The 21,501-nt window shown below is 74.6% G+C and carries 22 protein-coding genes and 2 pseudogenes; 14 read left to right on the top strand and 10 right to left on the bottom strand.

All coding sequences use genetic code 11. The annotated features are described in order from the left end of the window. Positions 1-39 precede the first annotated feature (39 nt). The 6 genes and pseudogenes from ACFY15_RS29575 (at position 40) to hypE (ending at position 6,173) form a co-directional block, all read left to right on the top strand. Positions 40-417, top strand: coding sequence for a hydrogenase maturation nickel metallochaperone HypA (locus ACFY15_RS29575; RefSeq protein ID WP_390690245.1), 378 nt, complete (start codon positions 40-42; stop codon positions 415-417). Positions 418-419: 2 nt separating this feature from the next. Beyond that, positions 420-1,205 carry a hydrogenase nickel incorporation protein HypB gene (hypB, locus tag ACFY15_RS29570; protein WP_390690244.1) on the top strand — a complete coding sequence of 262 codons (786 nt, stop codon included), beginning with the start codon at positions 420-422 and terminating at the stop codon, positions 1,203-1,205. Beyond that, complete coding sequence (hypF, locus tag ACFY15_RS29565) at positions 1,205-3,583, top strand: carbamoyltransferase HypF (protein WP_390690243.1); 2,379 nt, start codon at positions 1,205-1,207, stop codon at positions 3,581-3,583. The genes hypB and hypF overlap by 1 nt, the downstream gene beginning before the upstream one ends. Then, a pseudogene (locus ACFY15_RS29560) lies at positions 3,552-3,833 on the top strand (HypC/HybG/HupF family hydrogenase formation chaperone); the annotation flags it as partial. The gene hypF and the pseudogene ACFY15_RS29560, both read left to right, overlap by 32 nt. A 113-nt stretch (positions 3,834-3,946) precedes the next feature. Then, positions 3,947-5,119 (top strand): hydrogenase formation protein HypD, encoded by a 1,173-nt coding sequence (gene hypD / locus ACFY15_RS29555; RefSeq protein ID WP_390690242.1) that lies wholly within the window; start codon positions 3,947-3,949, stop codon positions 5,117-5,119. Beyond that, positions 5,112-6,173, top strand: a complete 1,062-nt coding sequence (gene hypE, locus ACFY15_RS29550) for a hydrogenase expression/formation protein HypE (RefSeq protein ID WP_390690241.1) — start codon at positions 5,112-5,114, stop codon at positions 6,171-6,173. The genes hypD and hypE overlap by 8 nt, the downstream gene beginning before the upstream one ends. 22 nt (positions 6,174-6,195) lie before the next feature. Here the strand turns inward: hypE and ACFY15_RS29545 are convergent, their stop codons facing one another. The 4 genes from ACFY15_RS29545 to ACFY15_RS29530 form a co-directional block, all read right to left on the bottom strand. Further along, the gene (locus ACFY15_RS29545; protein WP_390690240.1) at positions 6,196-6,498 is read right to left on the bottom strand and encodes a DUF1876 domain-containing protein; all 303 of its coding nucleotides are present in this window, start codon (positions 6,496-6,498) and stop codon (positions 6,196-6,198) included. Positions 6,499-6,600: 102 nt separating this feature from the next. Beyond that, the gene (locus ACFY15_RS29540) at positions 6,601-7,419 is read right to left on the bottom strand and encodes a 3-hydroxybutyrate dehydrogenase (RefSeq protein ID WP_390690239.1); all 819 of its coding nucleotides are present in this window, start codon (positions 7,417-7,419) and stop codon (positions 6,601-6,603) included. Positions 7,420-7,558: 139 nt separating this feature from the next. Next, entirely contained in the window at positions 7,559-7,726 is a 168-nt protein-coding gene (locus ACFY15_RS29535; protein ID WP_362067758.1) for a hypothetical protein, read from the bottom strand. A 131-nt stretch (positions 7,727-7,857) separates the two neighbouring features. Further along, the gene (locus ACFY15_RS29530) at positions 7,858-9,435 is read right to left on the bottom strand and encodes an alpha/beta hydrolase (RefSeq protein WP_390690238.1); all 1,578 of its coding nucleotides are present in this window, start codon (positions 9,433-9,435) and stop codon (positions 7,858-7,860) included. A gap of 163 nt (positions 9,436-9,598) precedes the next feature. Here ACFY15_RS29530 and ACFY15_RS29525 point away from each other — a divergent pair, with 163 nt between their 5' ends. Next, the gene (locus ACFY15_RS29525) at positions 9,599-10,123 is read left to right on the top strand and encodes a GNAT family N-acetyltransferase (RefSeq protein ID WP_390690237.1); all 525 of its coding nucleotides are present in this window, start codon (positions 9,599-9,601) and stop codon (positions 10,121-10,123) included. Positions 10,124-10,265: 142 nt separating this feature from the next. Further along, positions 10,266-10,955 (top strand): phosphatase PAP2 family protein, encoded by a 690-nt coding sequence (locus ACFY15_RS29520; protein WP_390690236.1) that lies wholly within the window; start codon positions 10,266-10,268, stop codon positions 10,953-10,955. Between the two features lie 25 nt (positions 10,956-10,980). On the opposite strand, the gene ACFY15_RS29515 is transcribed toward ACFY15_RS29520, so the two are convergent. Further along, the gene (locus ACFY15_RS29515; protein WP_390826384.1) at positions 10,981-12,249 is read right to left on the bottom strand and encodes a serine hydrolase domain-containing protein; all 1,269 of its coding nucleotides are present in this window, start codon (positions 12,247-12,249) and stop codon (positions 10,981-10,983) included. Between the two features lie 384 nt (positions 12,250-12,633). Here ACFY15_RS29515 and ACFY15_RS29510 point away from each other — a divergent pair, with 384 nt between their 5' ends. The 5 genes from ACFY15_RS29510 (at position 12,634) to ACFY15_RS29490 (ending at position 17,165) form a co-directional block, all read left to right on the top strand. After that, positions 12,634-13,584, top strand: a complete 951-nt coding sequence (locus ACFY15_RS29510) for a SpoIIE family protein phosphatase (RefSeq protein WP_390690234.1) — start codon at positions 12,634-12,636, stop codon at positions 13,582-13,584. A 133-nt stretch (positions 13,585-13,717) separates the two neighbouring features. Continuing rightward, entirely contained in the window at positions 13,718-14,689 is a 972-nt protein-coding gene (locus ACFY15_RS29505; RefSeq protein WP_390690233.1) for an MASE1 domain-containing protein, read from the top strand. Positions 14,690-14,768: 79 nt separating this feature from the next. Next, the gene (locus ACFY15_RS29500) at positions 14,769-15,227 is read left to right on the top strand and encodes a MarR family winged helix-turn-helix transcriptional regulator (protein WP_390826383.1); all 459 of its coding nucleotides are present in this window, start codon (positions 14,769-14,771) and stop codon (positions 15,225-15,227) included. A gap of 171 nt (positions 15,228-15,398) precedes the next feature. Then, positions 15,399-15,800 (top strand): ribonuclease domain-containing protein, encoded by a 402-nt coding sequence (locus tag ACFY15_RS29495; protein WP_390690231.1) that lies wholly within the window; start codon positions 15,399-15,401, stop codon positions 15,798-15,800. A 156-nt stretch (positions 15,801-15,956) separates the two neighbouring features. Further along, positions 15,957-17,165 carry a cytochrome P450 gene (locus tag ACFY15_RS29490; protein ID WP_390826382.1) on the top strand — a complete coding sequence of 403 codons (1,209 nt, stop codon included), beginning with the start codon at positions 15,957-15,959 and terminating at the stop codon, positions 17,163-17,165. A gap of 43 nt (positions 17,166-17,208) precedes the next feature. On the opposite strand, the gene ACFY15_RS29485 is transcribed toward ACFY15_RS29490, so the two are convergent. From ACFY15_RS29485 to ACFY15_RS29475, 3 genes are all read right to left on the bottom strand, one after another. Continuing rightward, a complete protein-coding gene (locus ACFY15_RS29485; RefSeq protein ID WP_390690229.1) occupies positions 17,209-17,634 on the bottom strand; it encodes a DUF5133 domain-containing protein in 426 nt (141 codons plus the stop codon). Between the two features lie 251 nt (positions 17,635-17,885). Next, a complete protein-coding gene (locus tag ACFY15_RS29480) occupies positions 17,886-18,659 on the bottom strand; it encodes a maleylpyruvate isomerase family mycothiol-dependent enzyme (RefSeq protein WP_390826381.1) in 774 nt (257 codons plus the stop codon). 47 nt (positions 18,660-18,706) lie between these two features. Beyond that, entirely contained in the window at positions 18,707-19,342 is a 636-nt protein-coding gene (locus ACFY15_RS29475; RefSeq protein ID WP_390690227.1) for a TetR/AcrR family transcriptional regulator, read from the bottom strand. A gap of 121 nt (positions 19,343-19,463) precedes the next feature. Between ACFY15_RS29475 and ACFY15_RS29470 the strand changes: the two genes are divergently transcribed. Further along, positions 19,464-20,918, top strand: a complete 1,455-nt coding sequence (locus tag ACFY15_RS29470) for an amidase (protein WP_390690226.1) — start codon at positions 19,464-19,466, stop codon at positions 20,916-20,918. A 39-nt stretch (positions 20,919-20,957) separates the two neighbouring features. Here ACFY15_RS29470 and ACFY15_RS29465 read toward each other — a convergent pair. Both ACFY15_RS29465 and ACFY15_RS29460 read right to left on the bottom strand, forming a co-directional pair. Continuing rightward, a pseudogene (locus ACFY15_RS29465) lies at positions 20,958-21,082 on the bottom strand (IS5/IS1182 family transposase); the annotation flags it as partial. 173 nt (positions 21,083-21,255) lie between these two features. Next, positions 21,256-21,501, bottom strand: a 246-nt coding sequence (locus ACFY15_RS29460) for a transposase (protein ID WP_390690225.1), incomplete at its 5' end; no start/stop codon positions are given.

Raw genomic sequence — 21,501 nt, 5'->3', positions numbered from 1 at the left:
GCCCTGCCGCTGTAATGAGGCCCGGCAGGACGGAGTCCGATGCACGAGATGTCGATCGCCATGGCCGTCGTGGACCAGGTGGCGGAGGCGGCCCAGGCCGGAGCGGCATGCTCCGTGAGCCGTGTGGAGCTGGAGATCGGGGAACTGGCCGGGGTCGTCCCCGACGCGCTGGCCTTCTCCTTCGAACTGGCCTCCACCGGAACGCCCCTGGAAGGCGCCGAACTGGTCACCCGCTCCGTGGCGGCCCGCGCCCGCTGCGCGCCCTGCACGGGGGAGTGGGCCGTCGGCATGCCCCCCGACCTGTCCTGCCCCGGCTGCGGGAACGGGACCGCCGTGGAGCTCCTGACGGGGCGCGAACTGCGGATCCTGCGCGTGGTCTGGGAAGACGCCCCCGAAACGATCCCCGAGGAGGCCTGACCGTGTGCCGAGTGGTCGACCTGCGACAAGCGGTGCTCGCCAAGAACGACGGAGCCGCGCAGGCCCTGCGCGCCGAACTGACCTCCCGCGGAACGACGGTGGTCAACCTGCTCTCCAGCCCCGGCAGCGGGAAGACGGCCCTGCTGGAGCGCGAACTGACCCTCGCCCGGGAGCGCGGGGTGTCCGCGGCCGCGCTGACGGCCGACCTGGCCACGGAGAACGACGCGATCCGGCTGGCCCGTTCGGGCGTCCCGGTCCGGCAGGTCCTCACGGACGGCCTGTGCCACCTCGAAGCCGACATGCTGGGCCGCCACCTGGACGGCTGGCTCCCCGAGGGCACCCGCCTGCTGTTCGTCGAGAACGTCGGCAACCTGGTCTGCCCGGCCTCCTACGACCTGGGCGAGTCGCTCCGCGTGGTCCTGGCCTCGGTGACGGAGGGCGAGGACAAGCCCCTCAAGTACCCGACCGCCTTCGGGCCGGCCCAGCTGGTGGTGGTCACCAAGACCGACATCGCGGAGGCCGTCGGGTTCGACGAGGAGGCCTTCCACGCGAACGTCCGACGGGTCAACCCGGGCGTGGAGATCCTGCGCACCTCGTCCCGCTCGGGCGAGGGGACGGGCCTCCTCCTGGACCGCGCCCTGGACATCGCGGCCGGCGCGCGCCCCCACACCCCGGTGATGTCCCACCAGGCCGACAGCCACGGCCACGGACACACCCACCACCACACCCACGGCCACCACCACACCCACCCCCACCCGGCCCCCGCCACCGCGGCCGGGCCGCGCTGATGGAGGCCGCGGAACGCCGCCGCGTGACCGTCCGCGGCGTCGTCCAGGGCGTCGGCTTCCGCCCGTACGTGTACACCCGCGCCACCACCCTGGGCCTTGCGGGCCACGTCACCAACACCCCCGACGGCGTCGTCGCCGAGGTCGAGGGGTCCCCGTCGGCGGTGGCGGCGTTCTGCGAGCGCCTCGCCGCGGACGCCCCGCCCCTGGCCGTCGTCGACACCGTCGACCACCGCCCGGTGCCCCTCGCCGGCGGCGCCGGGTTCACCATCATCGCCTCCCGTACCGGAGGCCCGCCCCGCACCCTGGTCTCCCCGGACACCGCCACCTGCGCCGACTGCCTCGCCGAACTCGCCGACCCGGCCGACCGCCGCCACCGCCACCCGTTCATCACCTGCACCCACTGCGGACCGCGCTTCACCATCGTCACCGGGCTGCCCTACGACCGCGCCCACACCACCATGGCCCGCTTCCCCCTGTGCCCCGACTGCGCCCGCGAGTACGCCGACCCCGCCGACCGCCGCTTCCACGCCCAGCCCGTCGCCTGCCCGGCCTGCGGCCCCCGGCTGAGCCTGCTCACCGGCCGGCCGCCGCGCGGGGCGGCCGCCGCCGACCCTGTCGCGCAGGCCCGCCGCCTGCTGGCGGACGGCGCCGTCCTCGCGGTGAAGGGCCTCGGCGGCTACCACCTCGCCTGCGACGCGGGGAACGCCGGGGCCGTGGCCGCGCTGCGGCGCCGCAAGGACCGCGGGGACAAGCCCTTCGCCCTGATGGCCCGCGACCTCGCGGACGTCGAGCGCCTGGCCGAACTCGGCCCCGAGGAACGGGAACTGCTCACCGGACCCGTCCGTCCCATCGTCCTGCTCCGCCGCCGCGCCGCCGTACCCGGCCCGGCGGACGCCGTCGCACCGGGCAGCCCCGACCTGGGCGTGATGCTCCCGTACACCCCCGTCCACCACCTGCTGCTCGGCCTGCCCGGCGACCCCCCGGGCCCCCGCCTGCTCGTGATGACCAGCGGCAACCTCTCCGGCGAGCCCATCGTCACGGACGACGCCGAGGCCCTGGAACGCCTCGCCGGCCTTGCCGACGCCTGGCTCACCCACGACCGCCCCATCCACGTCCCCTGCGACGACTCCGTCGTCCGCGTCTGCGACGGTGAACCCCTGGTCCTGCGGCGCTCGCGCGGCTACGCCCCCCTGCCGGTCCCCCTCCCGCTGCCCGTCCCGCCCACCCTCGCCGCCGGCGGCGACCTCAAGAACGCCTTCTGCCTCGGCGAGGGCCGACGCGCCTGGCTGTCCGCCCACATCGGTGACATGGACGACCTCGCCACCCAGGACGCCTTCGCCCATGCGCAGCGGCAGCTGTCGGCCCTCACCGGGGTCGCCCCCGCACGGCTCGCCGCCGACCGGCACCCCGGCTACCGCTCCACCCGCTGGGCCCGCGACCACGCGGAGGGCCGCCCGCTGGTCCCCGTCCAGCACCACCACGCCCACATCGCCTCCGCCCTGGCCGAACACGGCCTCGACGGCGGACGGCGGGTGATCGGCGTCGCCTTCGACGGCACCGGGTACGGGGACGACGGCGCGGTCTGGGGCGGGGAGGTCCTCCTCGCGGACTACGCCGGGTACACCCGATTCGCCCACCTCGCCTACGTCCCGCTGCCCGGCGGCGATGCCTCCGTGCGCCGCCCGTACCGCATGGCCCTGTCCCACCTGCGCGCCGCAGGCCTCGTGCGGGCGCCGGACCTGCCCTGCGTCGTCGCCTGCCCGCCGGACGAACTGCGGGTTCTGGAAACCCAGTTGGAGCGGGGCCTGAACTGCGTGCCCACCTCCAGCATGGGCCGGCTCTTCGACGCCGTCTCCTCCCTCGCCGGGGTCTGCCAGTACTCCGGGTACGAGGCCCAGGCCGCCGTCGAACTGGAGGCCGCCGCACTCCAGGCGCCGCCCGGTGGCCGCGCGTACGCGTTCGGCCTGAGGCTGCCCGCCCCCGGCACGGCGCGCCCGGTCGTCGCCGACCCGGCACCCGTCCTGGCCGCCGTGGTGGCCGACGTACGGGCGGGCGCGGCCCGCCCCCTGGTCGCGGCCCGCTTCCACGCGGCGGTCGCGGGCCTGGTCGCCGACCTCTGCGTGCTCGCCCGCGCCGCGCACGGCCTGGACACCGTCGCCCTGACCGGCGGGGTCTTCTGCAACACCCTCCTCTCCTGCGCGTGCGCCCGGGCGCTGCGCGCGCGGGGGTTCACCGTCCTGCGGCAGCACCGGGTGCCGCCCAACGACGGCGGACTGGCGCTCGGCCAGCTCATGGTGGCGGCCGCGGCCGCCACCGCCACGGAACACCCACCACAAGGAGAGGCCCATGTGCCTGGCGGTACCCGGCAGAGTGCTTGAGATCGGGGAGCGGGACGGCACCCGGATGGCCACCGTCGACTTCGGCGGCGTACAGAAGGAGGTGTGCCTGGAGTACCTGCCGGACCTCCGGGTGGGCGAGTACGCCATCGTGCACGTGGGCTTCGCCCTTCAGCGGCTCGACGAGGAGTCGGCCCGCAAGACCCTCGACCTCTTCGCCGAACTCGGCATGCTCCAGGAGGAGTTCGGCGACCCCTGGGAGCAGGCCGCCCGTCTCGGCGACGAGGAGCCGCCCTGCGCGGAGGACCGTGAAGAGGACGGGTACGAGGACGAGGACGAGGACGAGCGCCGGGCCGGGGAAGCCCCGGCCGGCGCGGCGGCGGCGACGCGGAAGGAAGCCCGGCGGTGAAGTACATCGAGGAATTCCAGGACCCCGGCCTGGCGCGCAGGATCCTGGACGACATCCACTCCACGGTGACCCGCCCCTGGGCCCTGATGGAGGTCTGCGGAGGCCAGACCCACACCATCATCCGGCACGGCATCGACCAGCTCCTCCCCGAACAGGTCGAGTTGATCCACGGCCCCGGCTGCCCGGTGTGCGTCACCCCGCTGGAGGTCATCGACAAGGCTCTGGAGATCGCCTCCCGGCCCGAGGTCGTCTTCTGCTCCTTCGGGGACATGCTCCGCGTCCCCGGAACCGGCCGGGACCTCTTCCAGGTACGCGGCGAGGGCGGCGACGTACGGGTGGTGTACTCGCCCCTCGACGCGCTGAAGATCGCCCGGCAGAACCCGGACCGCGAGGTGGTCTTCTTCGGCATCGGCTTCGAGACCACCGCCCCGCCCAACGCCATGACGGTGTACCAGGCCCGCAGGCTCGGCATCACCAACTTCAGCCTGCTCGTCTCCCATGTCCGGGTGCCCCCCGCGATCGAGGCGATCATGCGCTCGCCCAGCTGCCGCGTCCAGGGCTTCCTCGCCGCCGGCCACGTGTGCAGTGTCATGGGCACCACCGAGTACCCGGACCTCGCGGCACGCCACCGCGTTCCGATCGTGGTGACCGGCTTCGAACCGCTGGACATCCTCGAAGGCGTTCGCCGGGCCGTACGGCAGCTGGAGCGCGGCGAGCACACGGTCGAGAACGCCTACCCGCGCGCCGTCCGCGCCGAGGGCAACCCCGCCGCGCTCGCCATGCTGGCGGACGTCTTCGAGGTCACCGACCGGGCCTGGCGCGGTATCGGGGTCATCCCCGACAGCGGCTGGCGGCTGTCCGACCGGTTCCGGGAGTACGACGCCGAGCACCGCTTCTCCGTCACGGGCATCACCACCCGCGAGCCGGCCGCCTGCCGCAGCGGGGAGGTGCTCCAGGGGCTGCTCAAGCCGCACGAGTGCGAGGCCTTCGGCACCCTGTGCACCCCGCGCAACCCGCTGGGCGCCACCATGGTCTCCAGCGAGGGGGCCTGCGCCGCCTACTACCTCTACCGGCGCCTGGAACTGCGGCCCGCGGCCCCCCGGCCCGCCACCACCCCGGCCCAGCCCACCGACCCGACCGCCCCGCTGGAGGCGAGCCCCGTTGTCTGAGACCGCACTCGACGTCACGGGCTGGACCTGTCCGGCCCCCCTGCGCGACCGGCCCCGCGTGGTGATGGGCCACGGCGGCGGCGGGGCGCTGTCGGCGGAACTGGTCCAGCACCTGTTCGCCCCCGCGTTCGGCGGCGAGGCGCTCGCGCAGCTCGGCGACTCCGCGGCCCTGCGCCTGGGCGGGGTCCGCCTCGCCTTCTCCACCGACTCCTATGTGGTGCGGCCGCTGTTCTTCCCCGGCGGCAGCATCGGCGACCTGGCGGTCAACGGCACGGTGAACGACCTCGCCATGAGCGGGGCCGAGGCCGCGTATCTGTCCTGCGGGTTCATCCTCGAGGAGGGCGTCGAGATGGCCTCGGTCGCCCGGGTCGCCGAGGCCATGGGGGCCGCCGCACGGGCCGCCGGCGTGGAGGTGGCCACCGGCGACACCAAGGTCGTCGAGGCGGGCCACGGCGACGGCATCTACCTGAACACCGCCGGGATCGGCCTGATCCCGGACGGGGTCGACCTGCGCGCGCAGCGCGTCGTACCCGGTGACGTCGTGATCGTCAGCGGGGAGATCGGCCTGCACGGGGTGGCGATCATGAGCGTCCGGGAGGGGCTGGAGTTCGGCGTGGACGTCGAGAGCGACTGCGCGGCCCTGGGCGGGCTCGTGCGGGCGATGCTCGCGGTCACCCCGGACCTGCACGTCCTGCGCGACCCCACCCGGGGCGGGCTCGCGGCCGCCCTCAACGAGATCGCGGCCGCCTCCGGCACCGGCGTCGTCCTGCACGAGGGGCGCGTCCCGGTTCCGGCGGCCGTGGCGAACGCCTGCGCCGTCCTCGGCCTCGACCCGCTCTACGTCGCCAACGAGGGCAAGCTCGTCGCGTTCGTCCCCCGCGAGCACGCCGAGGCAGTCCTCGACGCCATGCGCGCCCACCCGCTGGGTCGGCACGCGGCGGTGATCGGCGAAGCCGTCGACGCGCACCCCGGCCTGGTCGTGGCGCGCACCGGCCTCGGCGGCACCCGTGTGGTGGACCTGCCGCTGGGGGAGCAGCTGCCCCGCATCTGCTGACCGGGACCCGCCGCCCGCCCGGCTACCGCTCAGGGCGGGCGTCGTCCGGCCAGCCGTACCCGGTGCGCGGCGGGACGGGTACGGCGCCGACCGCGGCCAGGTCGCGGTCGGCGGCGCGCATCAGCTGGGCGGACAGGTCGCGCATCGCGCGGCTCGCCGCCAGCTCGTCGCCGATGGCGGGGACGTCCACGTCCTGCGGATTGCACCGGGCCCGTCCGCGGCCGGTCAGGGTGGTCCTCCCGTTGTCGAGCACGGCCCGGGCCCTGGTGGTGCCGTCCTCCTCCACGAGGTAGAGGTCCACCCTCCACTCCTCGGCGTGTGTCATGGCCTGCCTCCTCCGTGCTGTGCCCCAATCCCAGGATCCCCCCGCGCGGACCGCGGGCAAAGTCCGCACGTCCCCTCACACCGCCGCGGCCCCGTCGTGCGGTCAGGCGGCGGTCCAGCCGCCGTCCATCGGCAGCGAGGCCCCGGTGACGTGCCCGGTGTGCGGGCCGCACAGCCACACGGCGACGGCGGCCACCTCCTCGGGCTCGATCAGCCGCTTGATCGCCGAGCCGCGCAGCAGCACCTCCTCGACGACCCGCTCGGGCGGCAGGCCGTGCGCCCGTGCCTGGGCCGCGATCTGCCGTTCCACCAGCGGGGTGCGGACGTAGCCGGGGTTCACGCAGTTGCTGGTCACCCCGTGCGCGGCCCCCTCCAGGGCGGTGACCTTGCTCAGCCCCTCCAGCGCGTGCTTGGCGGCCACGTACGCGGACTTGAAGGCGCTGGCCCGCAGCCCGTGCACGCTGGAGATGTTGACCACCCGCCCCCACCCGCGCCCGTACATGTGCGGCAGGACCCTGCGCAGCAGCAGGAACGGGGCGTGGACCATCACCCGCTGGATCAGCTCGAACCGCTCCGGCGGGAACTCCTCGATGGCCGCGACGTGTTGCAGCCCCGCGCTGTTGACCAGGATGTCCACGGAGGCCGGCAGGGCGTCGAAGGCCGTGGGGTCGGCGAGGTCGGCCGGATGCGCCACGCCGCCGATCCGCGCGGCCACCGTCTCCGCCGCCTCCGCGTCGACGTCCACGACGTGCACGAAGGCTCCGGCGTCGGCCAGTGCCACGGCGCAGGCGCGCCCGATGCCGCTGCCGCCGCCGGTCACCAGGGCCACCCGGCCCTCGGGTCCGGGTCCCGCCGGGCCGCCGGTCCGCGCCCGGCCGGGCTCCGTGCCGCCGGACGCGCTGAAGGAAGATCCGCTCGTCATGGTCCGAACGTTAGGGACCGGTACGGCCGGTGCCGATGTGCGCCGGACCCACACTCCGCGCATCGCCTGTGGCGGAGACCGCCACAGGTGGAGCCGGCGTCACGCCGGTGCCGGGTTCTTCGGGCCGTGTGGGCCTGGGTCAGGAGGTCCGCCAGCCGGGCAGCCCGCCCGACGGGGGACGGCCCGCCATCACCTGGGCCAGGTGGTGGAGGATCTCCTCCGCCTCCCGGCGGACCTGACCCGGGACATCGCCGCGCTCGCGTACGAGCCGGTCGTAGATCGGCGCTTCACTGCTGGTGCTGCTCACTTAGGACGTCGCTCCCCTGAAACCGGCACCGGCGGCCGGGCGGCACAAGTGTAGGTGGCGGAATCCCGGCACCCGAACACAGGTCGGTACGGGCGCCGGGGCAAAGGCCTGAACAGGGGGCAAAGCGGAATTCAGGAGCAGGTGGTTCCGTCCGCCGGTGCGGTCCCGTCGACGAGGAAGGCGTCGATGGCCTCGGTCGCGCAGGTGTCGTGCCCGTAGACCCCGTGTCCCTCGCCCTTCACCGTGAGGTTGACGCCGACGCCCCGCCCGAGCGCGTCGGCCATCCGCTTCGCGCCCTCGACCGGGGTGGCCGGGTCGCCGGTGTTGCCGACGACGAGGATCGGGGCCGCGCCCCCGGCGGCCACCTGCGGCCGGTCGGACGTACCGCGCACCGGCCAGTCGGTGCAGACCAGCAGGCCCTTCGCCAGGGACGGGCCGAAGACCGGTGAGGCGGAGCGGAAGGCGGGCTCCTGGGCCCGCATCTCGTCCACGGTGTAGCGGCGGCCGGTGTCGGCGCAGCCGATCGCCGTGTGGGCGGCGTCGGTGTTGTCGTAGCGGCCGTCCTGGCCCCGCCCGCTGTAGGCGTCCGCGATGGCGAGCAGGCTGTTCCCGGTGCCCAGCTGCCGCACCTCGTACAGCGCCTGGACCAGGTAGTCCCAGGTCCGCTTGTCGTAGAGGGTGGCGGCGATCCCGGTGAGCGCCATGTCGGAAGTCAGCCTGCGGCCGCTCTTCGTGGGCGCGGGCTGCTTCTCCAGTTTCTCCAGCAGCTCGGCGATCCGCCGGTTGCCCTCGGCGGTGTCGGCTCCGGTGGGGCACTTGGCGGCGTACTTGTCGCGGCAGAACTCCATGGCGTGCTCCAGCGCCAGCTGGAACCCCTTGGCCTGGCCGAGGCCCGCCTGGAGCTCGTCCGAGGTGGGGTCGACCACGGCGTCGAACACGGTGCGGCCGACGTTCTTCGGGAACAGGTGCGCGTAGACGCCGCCCAGCTGGGTGCCGTAGGAGATGCCGAAGTAGTTCAGCCTGGCGTCGCCGAGGACCTGGCGCATCAGGTCCATGTCGCGCGCGGTGTCGGCCGTGCCGACATGGGGGAGGACCTTGCCCGAGTTCCGCTCGCAGGCCTGCGTGTAGGTCCGGACGGCGTCGAGCGGGTTGTCGCCGGCGGGGCCCGGCCCCTCGTCCAGGGCCTTGTCGTCCAGGCAGACGACCGGGGCGGTGTTGCCCACGCCGCGCGGGTCGAAGCTGACCAGGTCGTAGACGGCGCCCAGCTTCTCGTAGTCCTTCGCCGCGTGGGGGAGCGTCTTCACGCCGGAGGCGCCCGGGCCGCCGAAGTTGTACACCAGCGAGCCGACGCGCCTGCCGGGGTCGGTGGCCTTCTTGCGGATCAGCGCCACGTCCAGGGTCTCGCCGCCGGGCTTGGCGTACTCCAGGGGCGCCTTCATCGTGGCGCACTCCCAGCCCTCGCCGGGGGCCTTGCCTCCGCCCTGGGCCGCGGAGGGCGCCGGGCAGGGAGCCCAGTTCGGCTTCTGCCCGGTCAGGGCGGCGGGCAGGGCGGCCGGCGGGGCGGCGGCGGGGGCGCTCGCCGGGGCCGAGGGCTTGAGCGCCGCCGGGGCCTTGCCGCCGCCGTCACAGGCCGCCAGAACGGGGAGCGCCAGCAGGGCGGCGGCGGTGAGGACCGCCGTCCGCGCGGGGCGGCGTATGGGGTGGCGCATGAGGGAGCTCCTGGTGGCGCGGGCGGCATCGGTGCCGTCGGGTAAACGGATGGCAAACTATCCGATCGGTTTGCGGGCGGTGCCCCCGGGGTCGGCGGTGCGGGCGCCGAGGCGGCGCCAGCGAGGCTGAACAGTCGGATGATCGGACTGTTACGGTCGGGTCATGCCCGAACTGATCGCCCCCTCCCCGCACCTGCACTCCTCCTGGCTCGACGCGCAGGCGGAATGGGGCGCCGACGCCCACATGGACGGCGCCGGACTGGGCTCCGACGACGACGTGGACACCCCCGAGGGCTTCGAGGCCTGGACCCGGCGCCTGCGCCGCCAGGCGGACCGCACGGCGGTGGTCGAAGAGGGCCGCGTCCACGCCACGTACTGGTGGATCGCCGAGGGCGACACCTACCTGGGCGCCATCGACCTGCGCCACTACCTCAACGCCTTCCTCCTCGACGCCGGCGGCCACATCGGCTACAGCGTCCGCCCCTCGGCGCGCCGGCGCGGCCTGGCCGGCTGGGCGCTGGGCCGGGTCCTGTACGAGGCCCGCCTGATGGGCATGGACCGGGTCCTGCTGACCTGTGACCCCGGCAACGAGCCCTCGCAGCGCACGATCGAGCGGGCCGGCGGCGTCCTGGAGGACGTGCGCGAGACCCTGATAGGCCCCAAGCGCCGCTACTGGGTCTCCCTCTGACGAGGACTCGCCCCTCGCTCCCCGCCGGTCACGGCCGCCACCCGCGTCCCGCTCGCTACAGTGCGGTACACCCCGAACGCGGGGCAGGCGGACGGGGCGCACCCGCTCCGGCCCCCTTCCAGGACCGTGAGAGGCAGCCCGCATGCCCGACCCCGCCCCCGACGGACGGCGCCGGGCCCGCCTGCGGAGCCCCGGTCCGGCGGCCTGGACGGCCCTGGTGTCCTCGACCGCGTTCGCGCTGCTCGCGCTGTGGGTGAGCCTGGCACCCGTCGGGCCGCTGCCCGGGGACCCGGGCCCGCACGCCTGGTCCCTCGTACACCGGCCGGCCCTCGGCCTGGCCGTGGCCCGGGCGGTCACCGCCACCGGCACGGGGGTCTGGCCGTACGCCCTGGTCGTCCTGGCGGGCCTGTACGCCGGCCGCGGGACCCCGCGGCGCCTCCTGGCGGCGGCCGCGTTCGCCCTGTGCCTCGCCGGCGGGCAGGCCGTGCGGTACACGGTGATGGCCCTGATCGCCCGGCCGCGGCCCCCGGCCGCCGACTGGGCCACCCATGCCGGGAACTGGTCCTTCCCGTCCGGCCACGCCACGACCGGGGCCCTGGTGTCCGGGCTCCTGCTCGCGGCACTCGCCCTGCGGGGCTCCCCGGGCCCGGCCCGGACGGCCGCCGCCGTGCTGATCGTCGCCTGGGGTGCGGCGGTGGGGCTCAGCCGGGTCTACCTCGGCGTGCACTGGCCCTCGGACGTGCTCGGCGGCTGGCTCCTCGCCACCGCCTGGCTGTCCCTCGCCACCCTCACGGCCCGCCGGTACGGCCTGGGGCCCGCCACCGGAACGTAGGCGGCGGGCCCCGGGCGGGAGGGCGTCAGCGGACGTCGCGCTCCGGCAGGTCCACCTCGGCCGGAGCGGAGGCGAAGCCCCGGGCCTTCGCCGCGGCGGCCGGCTTCTTGCCGCAGAACGCCCCCTCCAGGGTCGCGCCGAGCGCGGTGTTCGCGGCGCCCCGGTTCGAGGTGTTCGCCATCGCGGTGAGGCTGCGCCTGCCGTCGCGGGTGGTGAACGCGTACGTGTAGAAGCCCTGCACCGTGCCCGTGTGCCCGTACACCGAGGTGCCGCAGGACAGGTCGTACCGGCGCAGGCCCAGCCCGTAGAAGCGGGTCTTGGCCGCGTCCGTCGGGGTCATGACCAGCATCTCGTCCAGCAGCTTCGGCGCCACCAGCTTGCCGCCCACCAGCGCGGACATGAACGTGCTGAGGTCCGCCGGGCTTGAGATCATCGCACCGGCCGACTGCGCCCAGGACACCGTCTGCTCGGTGGAGTCGACCAGCGGGGCGCCGGCCTCGTCCGGAGTGAGGTAGCCGTGGGTGTGCAGACCGGCGATCTCCGTGCCGGGGTGCACGTAAGCGGTGTCGCGCAGCCTCAGCGGCTTGATGATGCGGCGCTCGTACTCCTTGGCCACCGGCTTCCCGGTGGCCTTCTCGATGAGCATGCCGACGACCACGAAGTTGGTGTTCGAGTACTGGTAGGAGGCCCCGGGCTCGGTCGTCCTGGGCTCGGCCAGCGAGAGGTTCATCAGCTCCTGGTAGCTGAACACCTTGTTGCGGACGGCCTCGAAACCGGGGACGGTCTTGTCGAACATGGCGTTCGTGTAGTCCGACAGCCCGCTGCGGTGGGTCAGCAGGTGGCGCACCGTGATCCGGTCGTCGGGCAGCAGCCCCGGCAGGTAGTGGTTGACCGGGGTGTCGAGCTCGATCTTCTTCTCGTCCACCAGCTGGAGCAGCACGACGGTCGAGAAGGTCTTGGTGACGCTGCCGATCCGGAAGCGGGCCCGGGTGTCCATGGCCGCGCCCGTGACCTTGTCGCTCACGCCCGCCGTCGCGCTCAGGGCGCGGCCGCCCTCGGCGATCCGGGCCAGCGCGCCCGGGGCTCCGGCGGCGAGGGTGTTGCGCAGCGCCTGGTCGACGGCCTCCATGTCCGGGGCCGGCAGCGCGGGGCCGGCGGTGCGCAGGGCCTCGGCGGAGGGGGCGGTCGCGGCCTGGGCGGCGGTGGCGGGGGCCACGCCGGCGACCACGGCCAGCAGGGCGGCGCCGGCGGCCAGGCGACGGTTCAGGGGACGGCGGTGGGCGGACAGGGGCACGTTGCTCCTCGGCTCGGTGGGTGCTCGGTGGGTGCGGATCCCGGGCCCCCGGAGGCAGCCGGGGTGATCATGAGCCTACCGAGGCCGCCGGGGCCGCCTGAGGCTCCGTCACTGCGCGCGCGGCCGAAAGTCGTTGTCCGTTCATACGAGCGCCCGGCACGGCGGGCCGTCCCGCCCGTTGGGGAACACGGCCGGCGCGAGGGCGTACTCAGGCCGTGGCACGGCGGTGGCGCCCGCGAACGGGGGAGGCCCGGCCCGGGGGATCCGGCCGCCCGCCCGGCACCCGGCGGCGCCGGGCGGGCCGAGGCGAGCCGAAATATGATGTGCCTGGGTCTTTCGCACAGCGGGAGCAGAGAGGCAGATGGACGTATCCGGGAGTGGTCCGTGACCCCGCGCCGGCGGCAGCCCCGGCCGGCCAGCGCCGATCTGCTGACCACGCTGGGGCGGCTCACCGCCCAGGCGCGGGAGGGCGCCCAGCTGCACCACACCCGGGTCGAACTGGCCGAGGCCCTCCAGCGTGAGATGCTGCCCGCCACCCTTCCCGTCCTGCCGGGGTTGCGGACCGCCGCCCGGTACGCGCCCGCCCAGCACGGGCTGGACATCGGCGGCGACTGGTACGACGGGTTCCGGCTGCCCGAGGGCGCCCTCGCGTTCTCCATCGGCGACGTCCAGGGGCACGACGTCGCCGCCGCCGCCTTCATGGGCCAGGTACGGGTCTGCCTGCGTGCGGTGTCGGCCGTCGTCTCCGACCCCGGGGAGGTGCTGGGCCGGGCCAACGAGGTACTGCTCTCGCTGGACTCCGAGCTGTTCGCCACGTGCAGCCTGCTGCTCTTCGACCCGGGCACCGGTGAGCTCCAGGGCGCCCGGGCCGGCCACGTCCCCGCCGTCTGGGCCACCGTCGACGGCCGCCACGGCATCGCCGAGGACGCCGGCGGGCCGCCGCTGGGCCTGGTCCCCGGGGCGGGGTACGAGGTCACCCGGCGCAGGCTGACCGCCGCGGGGTCCATCGTGCTGCTGACCGACGGGGTGGTGGAGGGGCCGTCGTTCCCCATCGAGGTGGGGCTGGAGCGGGTGTCCCGGATCGTGCGGGAGGCGGCGGGCGGCGACCCCGACGAGCTGGCCGCCGAGGTGATGAAGGTCGCCGACTCCACCGGCCACGCCGACGACGCGGCGGTCCTCGTCCTCAGCCACGACGGCCTGACCGGCTCCGACGGCTCCGACGCCTCCGACGGCGAGAACGCCTCCGGCGGCCTGAAGAGCGCCGACGGGCTGAACGGCTCCGACGGCCTGAACGGCATCGACGCGTGGGGCGGGCGCGACGCCGCGGGCGCGTGACCCGCGGGCCGGCACCCGCTCTGCGGGCCGTCACCCACCCCCCGGCGGGGCCCGTACGCCGCGCCGTCCCGGGCCCGCCCGCCGGTCGCGCGTGTCACGCCCGGCCGGGACGGCCCACCTGTTGTCTGATGCTGTGGTGCGCACCCTGGAATGGCGGCGTCCGTGGGGAACGCTCCTGCTGGTCCTCGCCGTCGCCGCCGCCTACTACGCGACCGGCCGGCTCGGACTGCTGCGGCAGGTGGTGGTCGACGGCGCGGTCGTCACGCCCCTGTGGCTGCCCACCGGGATCGCGCTGGCCGCCCTGCTCCGGTTCGGTCTGCGGGTCTGGCCGGGAATCGCCCTCGGAACCTACCTCTCCATCGAGCAGCTCGCCGCGTTCCACCTCGCCGACCTGGGCATCGTGGCCGGCAACGTACTGGCCCCGGTCTGCGCCCTGCTGCTCCTGCGCAGGGCCGGATTCCGCCCCGAACTGGACCGGCTCCGCGACGGGCTGGCGCTGGTCTTCCTCGGCGGACTGCTCCCGATGCTGATCAGCGCCACCGCCGGGACGTGCACGCTCGTGCTCACCGGGAACCTGCCGGCCGACAGCTTCTGGCCGACCTGGTCGGCCTGGTGGGCCGGGGACACCATGGGCGTGCTGCTGGTGACCCCGCTGCTGCTGGCCCTCCGCTGGACGGGGCCGCCCCGCGACCCCTACCGGGTGGCCGAGGCGGTGGCGCTTACGGTCGCCACCGTCGTCACCACCCTCATCGCCACCCACAGCGCCCTGTCCCTGCTGTTCCTGGTCTTCCCCCTGCTCATCTGGGCCGCGGTGCGCTTCCAGCTGGCCGGGGCGGCGCCCTGCGCCCTGCTGGTGTCCGTCCTGTCGATCTGGGCGGCGACCGACCACGCCGGCCCCTTCGCCGAGCACAGCCTCCTGGAGGTCATGGTCAACCTCCAGGCCCTCGACGGCGCGGCGGCGCTGACCGGGCTGCTGCTGGCGGCTCTGGTCACCGAGCAGAACAACGTCCGGCTGAAGATCGAGGAGGCCTGCGAGGAGCTCGCCGAGGTGGTCGCCCACCTCTCTCCGGGCGACCGGGGCGACGGCTCCGCCGGCCGGCCCTAGCCGGCGCCGGGCGCGTTGCTGCGCATCTCCTTGACTCCTCAAGCTTTTTTCATATCCTTGAGGAGTCAAGGAGGTAGCAATGAGTGATGCGCTGGATGTGTCCCTGCGCTTGGTGAAGGCCCAGACCGCCCTCGTGCGCCGGTTCGACTCCCGTCTCGGGGCTCTGTACGGGGTGAGCCTGGCCGACTTCCTGGTGCTGCTGCACCTGGGGCGGGCCGAGGGCGGCCGGATGCGGCGGGTGGACCTCGCCGGGGCGCTCGGGCTCACCGCCTCGGGCGTGACCCGGGGGCTGGCGCCCCTGGAGCGGATCGGCCTGGTGGAGCGCGAGACCGACGCCCGCGACGCCCGCGTGGCGTACGCGGCCCTCACGGACGCCGGGCGCGAGCGGCTGGCCCACGCCCTCAAGGCGGCCGAGCAGGTGGCCGCCGACGTCTTCGCGGCCCCGGAGTGGGTGGACGGCGACCTCGGAGAGCTGGGCGGCCTCCTCGCCCGCCTGGGCGCCACCGGCCTCCCCGAGGACCACGCCCCGGAAGCCTGACCCCCCACCGGAGCGACGCCCTGCGCGCAAGCGGAGCCGAGCCCTCAGGGGAACGGTGGTTTACGGGCCGGGGGAGTTCGGGTCGCACCCGGTGCCACCTGGATGAACAGGCCTGGAACAGAAGCGAGTTGGCGTTGACGGGGCCGGGTCTACGCGCGTTGTGTGGGGCGCATGAGGATTCCCCCACGCATCGCGTCCATAGCCGCCGCGGCCGCCGTCGCCGCCACCCTGTTCACCGGTCAGGCCGCCACGGCCGCCCCGGCCCCCGCACCCGCCGCCGTGGCCTCGGTCGGCGGCGTCTGTTACTCCGCGCTGCCCGACGAGGCGTACGACACCCTCGAACTCATCGACCAGGGCGGCCCGTTCCCCTACTCCCAGGACGGGATCGTCTTCCAGAACCGCGAGCGGGTGCTGCCGGCCCAGACCACCGGCTACTACCACGAGTACACGGTGATCACCCCCGGCTCGCCGACGCGCGGCGCCCGACGGATCGTCACGGGCAGGCAGTACCACGAGGACTACTACACCGCCGACCACTACGCCACGTTCCGGCGCGTCAACTTCGGCTGCTGACAAGGGTAGCGGTCCACCCCTGAAGCCTTCCCCCGCCGCCCCCGCGGCCGCGGGGGAAGGTCCGCCCCCCTGCCTCCGGTTACTCCATCACTACGGTGGGGTACACACGCATCGGCGTGTGGCATGCAGGCAACAGGTGCATTCAGGGGGAGTGCCATGGCACTCGGGCCCGAGACGGTCGATCTGCTGGAACTGAGCCCGGACTTCGTCCGGGACCCGTACCCCGTCTACGCGCGACTGCGCGAACGCGGCCCCGTCCACCACGTCCGCACGCCGGACGGCGAGCGCATCTGGCTGGTCGTCGGACACGACGCCTGTCGTGCGGCGTTCACCGACCCGCGGCTGAGCCGCGACTGGCGCCGGTCCGGTGACATCGGCCAGATCATCAGCGCCGAGCAGGACGACCCGTCCCTCGCCCACATGCTGATGTCCGACCCGCCGGACCACACCCGGCTGCGCCGCCTGGTGGCCCGCGAGTTCACCCCGCGCCGCATCGAGGCGCTGGCCCCGCGCATCCAGCAGATCACCGACGAGCTGCTGGACGCCATGGAGGCGAGCGGGGAGCGCCGGGCGGACCTCGTGGGCGCCTTTGCCTTCCCGCTGCCGATGACCGTCATCTGCGAGCTGCTCGGCGTACCCGAACTGGACCGCGAGTCCTTCCGTGACTGGTCCGACGAGATGGTCGCCCGTACCAGTCCGCAGGCCCAGGCCGCGGCCTACGAGGCGATGCCGCGCTACCTGACCGGTCTCATCGACGCCAAGCGCGCCGAGCCCGGCGACGACCTGCTCAGTGCCATGATCCATGCCGTCGACGAGGGCGGCGACCGGCTCTCGCCGTCCGAGCTGATCGGCATGTGCGTGCTGCTGCTCATCGCCGGCCACGAGACGACCGTGAACATGATCGGCAACGGGATGCGCGCGCTCTTCGCCCACCCCGAACAGCTCGCCGACCTGCGCGCGGACTTCGGCCTGCTCGACGGCGCGATCGAGGAGATGCTCCGCTACGACGGCCCCGTCGAGACCTGCACCGAGCGACTCGCACTGGAGGACGTGGAGATGGGCGGGGCGGTGATCCCGAAGGGCTCCGCCGTCCTGATCGCCATGGCCGACGCGGACCGTGACCCGGCCCGTTTCGAGGACCCCGCCCGCTTCGACATCCGCCGCGACGCCCGCGGCCACATCGCCTTCGGGCACGGCCTGCACCACTGCCTCGGCGCCCCGCTCGCCCGTCTGGAGGGCCGGATCGCCCTGCGCTCGCTGCTGGAGCGCTTCCCGGAGCTCACCGGTGACGCCGACGAGGCGAAGCTGCCCTGGATCCCCGGCATGCTGATCCGCGGGGTGAGGCAGCTGCCCGTCCGCTGGTGAACCAGGTCCCGGCGCCCCGTTCCGCGGGGCCCCGGGACCGGTCCTACTCCACCGCGGCCGACAGGTGCTCCTCCGCCGCCAGGACCGCCTGGTGCGTGCTGGGCCGGCCCATCAGCACACACAGGGTGTAGGCGACGTCGTCCATCGCCCGCAGGGTGCCGGGGTCCGTCGGGGCGGCCGCCAGGCGGGCCTGGCAGCCGCGCAGCCGGGACAGCACCTCCTCGGTCCGCAGCCGGCTCGGCAGGATCCCCACCGCCTGGACCGTGCCCGGGCGGGCCGGTCCGCGGGCCGCCTCCAGGGACCGGTGCAGGGCCCGCTCGATCCGTACGGGCATCGGCATGCCGAGGGTGCCGGCGACCATCGCCGCCGCCACCTCCACCGCCGTGACGCGGGCCAGCTCGGCCGCCGCCAGCAGGATCTGCTTCGCCTCGCGCACCGAGCAGGGGGCCGCCGCCATCAGCAGCCCCACCGCCCACGTGTGGGTCGGGCTCTCGCCGGGCGGCCCTCCCCGTGCGGGAGCGACCTCGGCCGGGCCGGCCGGGGACGGCGGATCACCAGGAGGCGCCACGAGAGGTTCCCTTCAGCCCGAGGCCGCGCACTGCGACGACGAGAAGCACGTCTGGCCTGCCGCCCCTCGCGGGACGTGTCCTCTCACACGCTGACACACCCGGTGACGATCCGCATCGCGTGCCCCGCCGCGCCCGGCAGGGCACGGCGGTCTCAGAACTCCGAGTTGGCGAACCAGAGGTCCAGCAGCTCCCGGTCCCCGAGGGCCTCGACCGTCGCGGCCGAGCGGTCCAGGCGGCCGTAGAGCAGGAGGAGGAGGTCGGCGGCCGGGGCGCGGACCACGGCCTCGGCGGGCTCTTCGCCCGCGGTGCCCTCCGGGACCGTGCCGAAGCCGTCGGGGCGCAGCCGGACCAGCCACGAGCCGTCCGTGTCGGTGCACTCGAAGCGGATGCTCCGGTTGGCTCCGCGCAGGTGGGCCACCTTCGGGGCGAAGAGGGCGGCGAAGGGGAGGTTGGTGAGGAACTCGTCCACGCCGTCCCGGCCCCGCGCGAGCCCGATGGCGGAGGGCAGTCCCAGCGCCCGCTCCGCGTCGACCCGGTGGACCAGGGTCTCGAACAGCATCCGGCGCACCCAGAAGCGGGCGTGCCCGTCGGCGCCCCAGACCCACATGGGCGCGTCCAGGTCCGTGCCGGCGAACACCTCGGCCGCCTCGGCGGCGCCCTGCTCCAGCCAGTCGGCGTACCCGTCCGCCCGCTCCGGCAGCCGCAGGTCCACTTCACGGCTGGTCGGCGGCGCCTGGATGCGCCGGCGCAGCAGCACCGAGAACCAGCGGTGCACGCTTCCGGCGTGCCGGGCCAGGTCGGTCAGGTCCCAGCCGGGGCAGGTGGGCACGGGGGTCGTCATGTCGGCGCCCCGGAGCAGCTCGGCGAACCGGGCGGTCTCCGCCGCCACGGCCGCCCGGTGGTCGAGCTGGTCGGCTGTGTTCATGATGGGGAGCCCTTCCGGCCTGTCGGATCATTGCCCCGGGCACTCTTTCACAGCCCGGACGCCGGCCCGCCACCGGCTCCGCCGCCTTCGAGCTCCCAGAGGCGGGCCAGGTGCGCGTGCAGGACCTCCTGGGCCCCGTCCGCGGTGAGGTGCCCGATGAGCACGTGCGTGGTGAGGCCGTCCGCGAGGGCGAGCAGCGCCCGGGCCTCGCGCCGCGGGTCGAGCGGCACGGGCAGGGGGAGGCCCCCGGCCGCCTCCCCGAGCAGCCGGGCGAACACCGCCTCCAGCGCCGCGTAGTTCGTCCTGAGCGTCTCGGCCAGGGGGGCGCTGACCGCCGCCTGGGCGACGAACGCCAGCCAGACGCGGGCCTCCGCCCGGTGCTCCTCGCGCAGCAGGGCGACCTCCGTGGCCGCGTGGCCCAGGGCCGAGGCGGCGGACTGGGCCGGGCTGCGCACGAGCCGGGCCCGCACCCGTTCGCCGACCCGCTCGCCGATCTGCCCGAGGGTGAACAGCAGCATCTCCTCCTTGGTGCGGAAGCAGCGCTGTACGGCGCCCATCGACACCCCGGCCCGCCCGGCGACGTCGCGCAGGGTCACGCCCTCCAGCCCGCTCTCGTCCGCGAGCCGGCACACCGCCTCGGCGATCAGCCGGCGCCGCTCCTCGTGGTCCACCTGCCTGGGCATGTCGTCCCTCGCCTTCCTGTCCGCCGCACTGCCCGGCAGTTTATTCGATGCGAGTGCATCGGTTCCCGGTATATGGTTCCGATGCAAGTGCATCGAAACGAGGACGGGGAGAGTACGAGCCATGCGGGAAGACCTCTGGAAGATGACGGCCGCCGCGCAGGCGGGAGCCGTCCGCGACGGCGAGGTGTCCGCCGCCGAACTGGTCGAGAGCCATCTGGAACGCATCGCACAGGTCAACCCCCGGGTGAACGCCGTCACCCAGCTGATGGCGGAACGGGCCCGCGCGGACGCGGCCCTCACGGACCGCCGGCGCGCCGCGGGCGAGGAACTCGGGTACCTCGCCGGTGTCCCCTTCACGGTGAAGGAGACCACCCCGGTCGAGGGCGTGCCGACCACCTTCGGCGTACCCCGCTTCCGCGACCTGGTCGCGGCGGTCGACGCGCCCCCCGTGGCCCGGCTCCGCGCCGCCGGGGCCATCCCCATCGGCCACGCCAACATGCCCACCCTGGTCCTGGCCGGGATGCACACCCGCAGCGAGCTCTTCGGCGACACCGCCAACCCCTGGGACCCGGCCCGCACCCCGGGCGGCAGCAGCGGCGGCGACGCGGTGGCCGTCGCCACCGGCATGGCCGCCCTCGGCCTCGGCAACGACTCCGGCGGCTCCATCCGCGTGCCCGCCCAGTTCTGCGGGGTCGCCGGACTCAAGCCGACCCCCGGCCGCTTCCCTGCCGACCACCGTGTGATCGGCCCCGACGACCCCGGACCGGCCTCCCAGGCTCTCGTCACCGACGGCCCGTTCGCCCGTACCGTGGCCGACCTCCGCCTCGCCTACGAGGCCCTCGCCGGCACGGACCCCCGAGACCCCAGGGCCGTACCCGTACCCGCGTACGGCCCCGCGCTGCCCGGCCCCGTGAAGGTCGCGGTGGTGGCCGACCCCGGCGGGCGGGGGGTCCACCCCTCGGTGCGCGCCGCCGTCGCCGACGCGGCCGCCGCCCTCGCCGACGCCGGGTACGAGGTGTGCGAAGTCCCCTGCGTACCCCGCCTGGACGAGACCCTCGACGCCTACGACCGCATCACGATCACCGAGTTCGCCCCGACCTGGCCGGTGGTCCGCACCCTCCTCGGCGAGGGCGGCGACCGCTACATGCAGAGCGTCATGGAACGCACCCCGCCCGCCACCGCCGACGAACTCGTGCGGCTGATGGGCACCTGGCTGGGCATCCGGCGCTCCTGGGCCGAGTTCCTCGACGCGTACCCGCTCGTCCTCGGCCCCTCCTTCACCGAGCCGCCGGTCGAGCCGGGGCTGGAATCACGCGACCGGGCGGGCCGGGACCGGGTCGCCTCCGGCATGCGCCTGTGCACCGCGACGAGCTTCGTCGGCGTACCCGCGGTGGCCGTCCCCACCGGACTGCGCGATGGGCTCCCCGCCGGCGTGCAGATCATCGGACGGGCCTTCCGTGAGGACCTCTGCCTGGCCGCCGCCCAGGCCGTCGAGGACCGCCTCGGCGTCCTCACGCCGGTCGACCCCCGTACCGCCGGCCAGGGGCTTCCGGCACCGGGGTCCGTCCGCGGCTAGGCGCCTGGCCGCGCCGCGGGCGGTTGGCCTTTTGGCCGGCCCACCGCGGGACCGGCCCAGCGCCTGGTCGGCTGACGGGCGTGCCTGATCTTCCAGTTCGTCCTCCGCCGCCGCCCCTTTCTGCGAGCACCGGCGGCGTGCTGGTGGGCTCGGCTGATCGTGGAGCGGCGTTCGGCACGGCGGGAGTGCGTGCCTGGGGGCACCTCCCAGCGGCAGCCGGGGGAGCGTCGCGGGGCGGACGGGAGTTTGACGACAGCGCTGAGAACTCCTAAGGACTGTCCCGTAAATGATCTTCGAGTCGGTGTGGACGTGGCCGTTCGCTGTGCGGCCCGCTCGCCTATCCGGCGAGGGCGAGGTTGTGCATGCGGGCGATGCCGAGCATGGCGTGGTGGACGCCGTCGCCTTTGAGGCGGCAGTCGCGGAGGATCTTCCAGGTCTTCATGCGGGCGAAGACGTGCTCGACGCGGGCGCGGACTTGCTTGTGGGATTTGTTGTGCGCCTGTTTCCACTCGGGCAGGTCCTCGCCCTTTCGCCGACGGTGGGGCATGACGAGTCCGGTGCCGGGATAGCCGCCGTCGGCGAT

This window comes from Streptomyces sp. NPDC001373, assembly GCF_042895815.1.
Lineage (GTDB): Bacteria > Actinomycetota > Actinomycetes > Streptomycetales > Streptomycetaceae > Streptomyces.
The sequence above is the reverse complement of the archived record's forward strand: the minus strand, read 5'-3'. Positions and strand labels throughout refer to the sequence as shown.

Excerpts from the sequence above, each read along its gene's own strand:
- ACFY15_RS29520 (WP_390690236.1), top strand. The coding sequence starts at position 10,266 with ATGCCCGACCCCGCCCCCGACGGACGGCGCCGGGCCCGCCTGCGGAGC.
- ACFY15_RS29530 (WP_390690238.1), bottom strand. The coding sequence starts at position 9,435 with ATGCGCCACCCCATACGCCGCCCCGCGCGGACGGCGGTCCTCACCGCC.
- ACFY15_RS29575 (WP_390690245.1), top strand. The coding sequence starts at position 40 with ATGCACGAGATGTCGATCGCCATGGCCGTCGTGGACCAGGTGGCGGAG.
- ACFY15_RS29470 (WP_390690226.1), top strand. The coding sequence starts at position 19,464 with ATGCGGGAAGACCTCTGGAAGATGACGGCCGCCGCGCAGGCGGGAGCC.
- ACFY15_RS29495 (WP_390690231.1), top strand. The coding sequence starts at position 15,399 with ATGAGGATTCCCCCACGCATCGCGTCCATAGCCGCCGCGGCCGCCGTC.
- ACFY15_RS29490 (WP_390826382.1), top strand. The coding sequence starts at position 15,957 with ATGGCACTCGGGCCCGAGACGGTCGATCTGCTGGAACTGAGCCCGGAC.
- ACFY15_RS29545 (WP_390690240.1), bottom strand. The coding sequence starts at position 6,498 with ATGACACACGCCGAGGAGTGGAGGGTGGACCTCTACCTCGTGGAGGAG.
- ACFY15_RS29540 (WP_390690239.1), bottom strand. The coding sequence starts at position 7,419 with ATGACGAGCGGATCTTCCTTCAGCGCGTCCGGCGGCACGGAGCCCGGC.
- ACFY15_RS29500 (WP_390826383.1), top strand. The coding sequence starts at position 14,769 with ATGAGTGATGCGCTGGATGTGTCCCTGCGCTTGGTGAAGGCCCAGACC.
- ACFY15_RS29480 (WP_390826381.1), bottom strand. The coding sequence starts at position 18,659 with ATGAACACAGCCGACCAGCTCGACCACCGGGCGGCCGTGGCGGCGGAG.
- ACFY15_RS29525 (WP_390690237.1), top strand. The coding sequence starts at position 9,599 with ATGCCCGAACTGATCGCCCCCTCCCCGCACCTGCACTCCTCCTGGCTC.
- ACFY15_RS29475 (WP_390690227.1), bottom strand. The coding sequence starts at position 19,342 with ATGCCCAGGCAGGTGGACCACGAGGAGCGGCGCCGGCTGATCGCCGAG.
- hypF (WP_390690243.1), top strand. The coding sequence starts at position 1,205 with ATGGAGGCCGCGGAACGCCGCCGCGTGACCGTCCGCGGCGTCGTCCAG.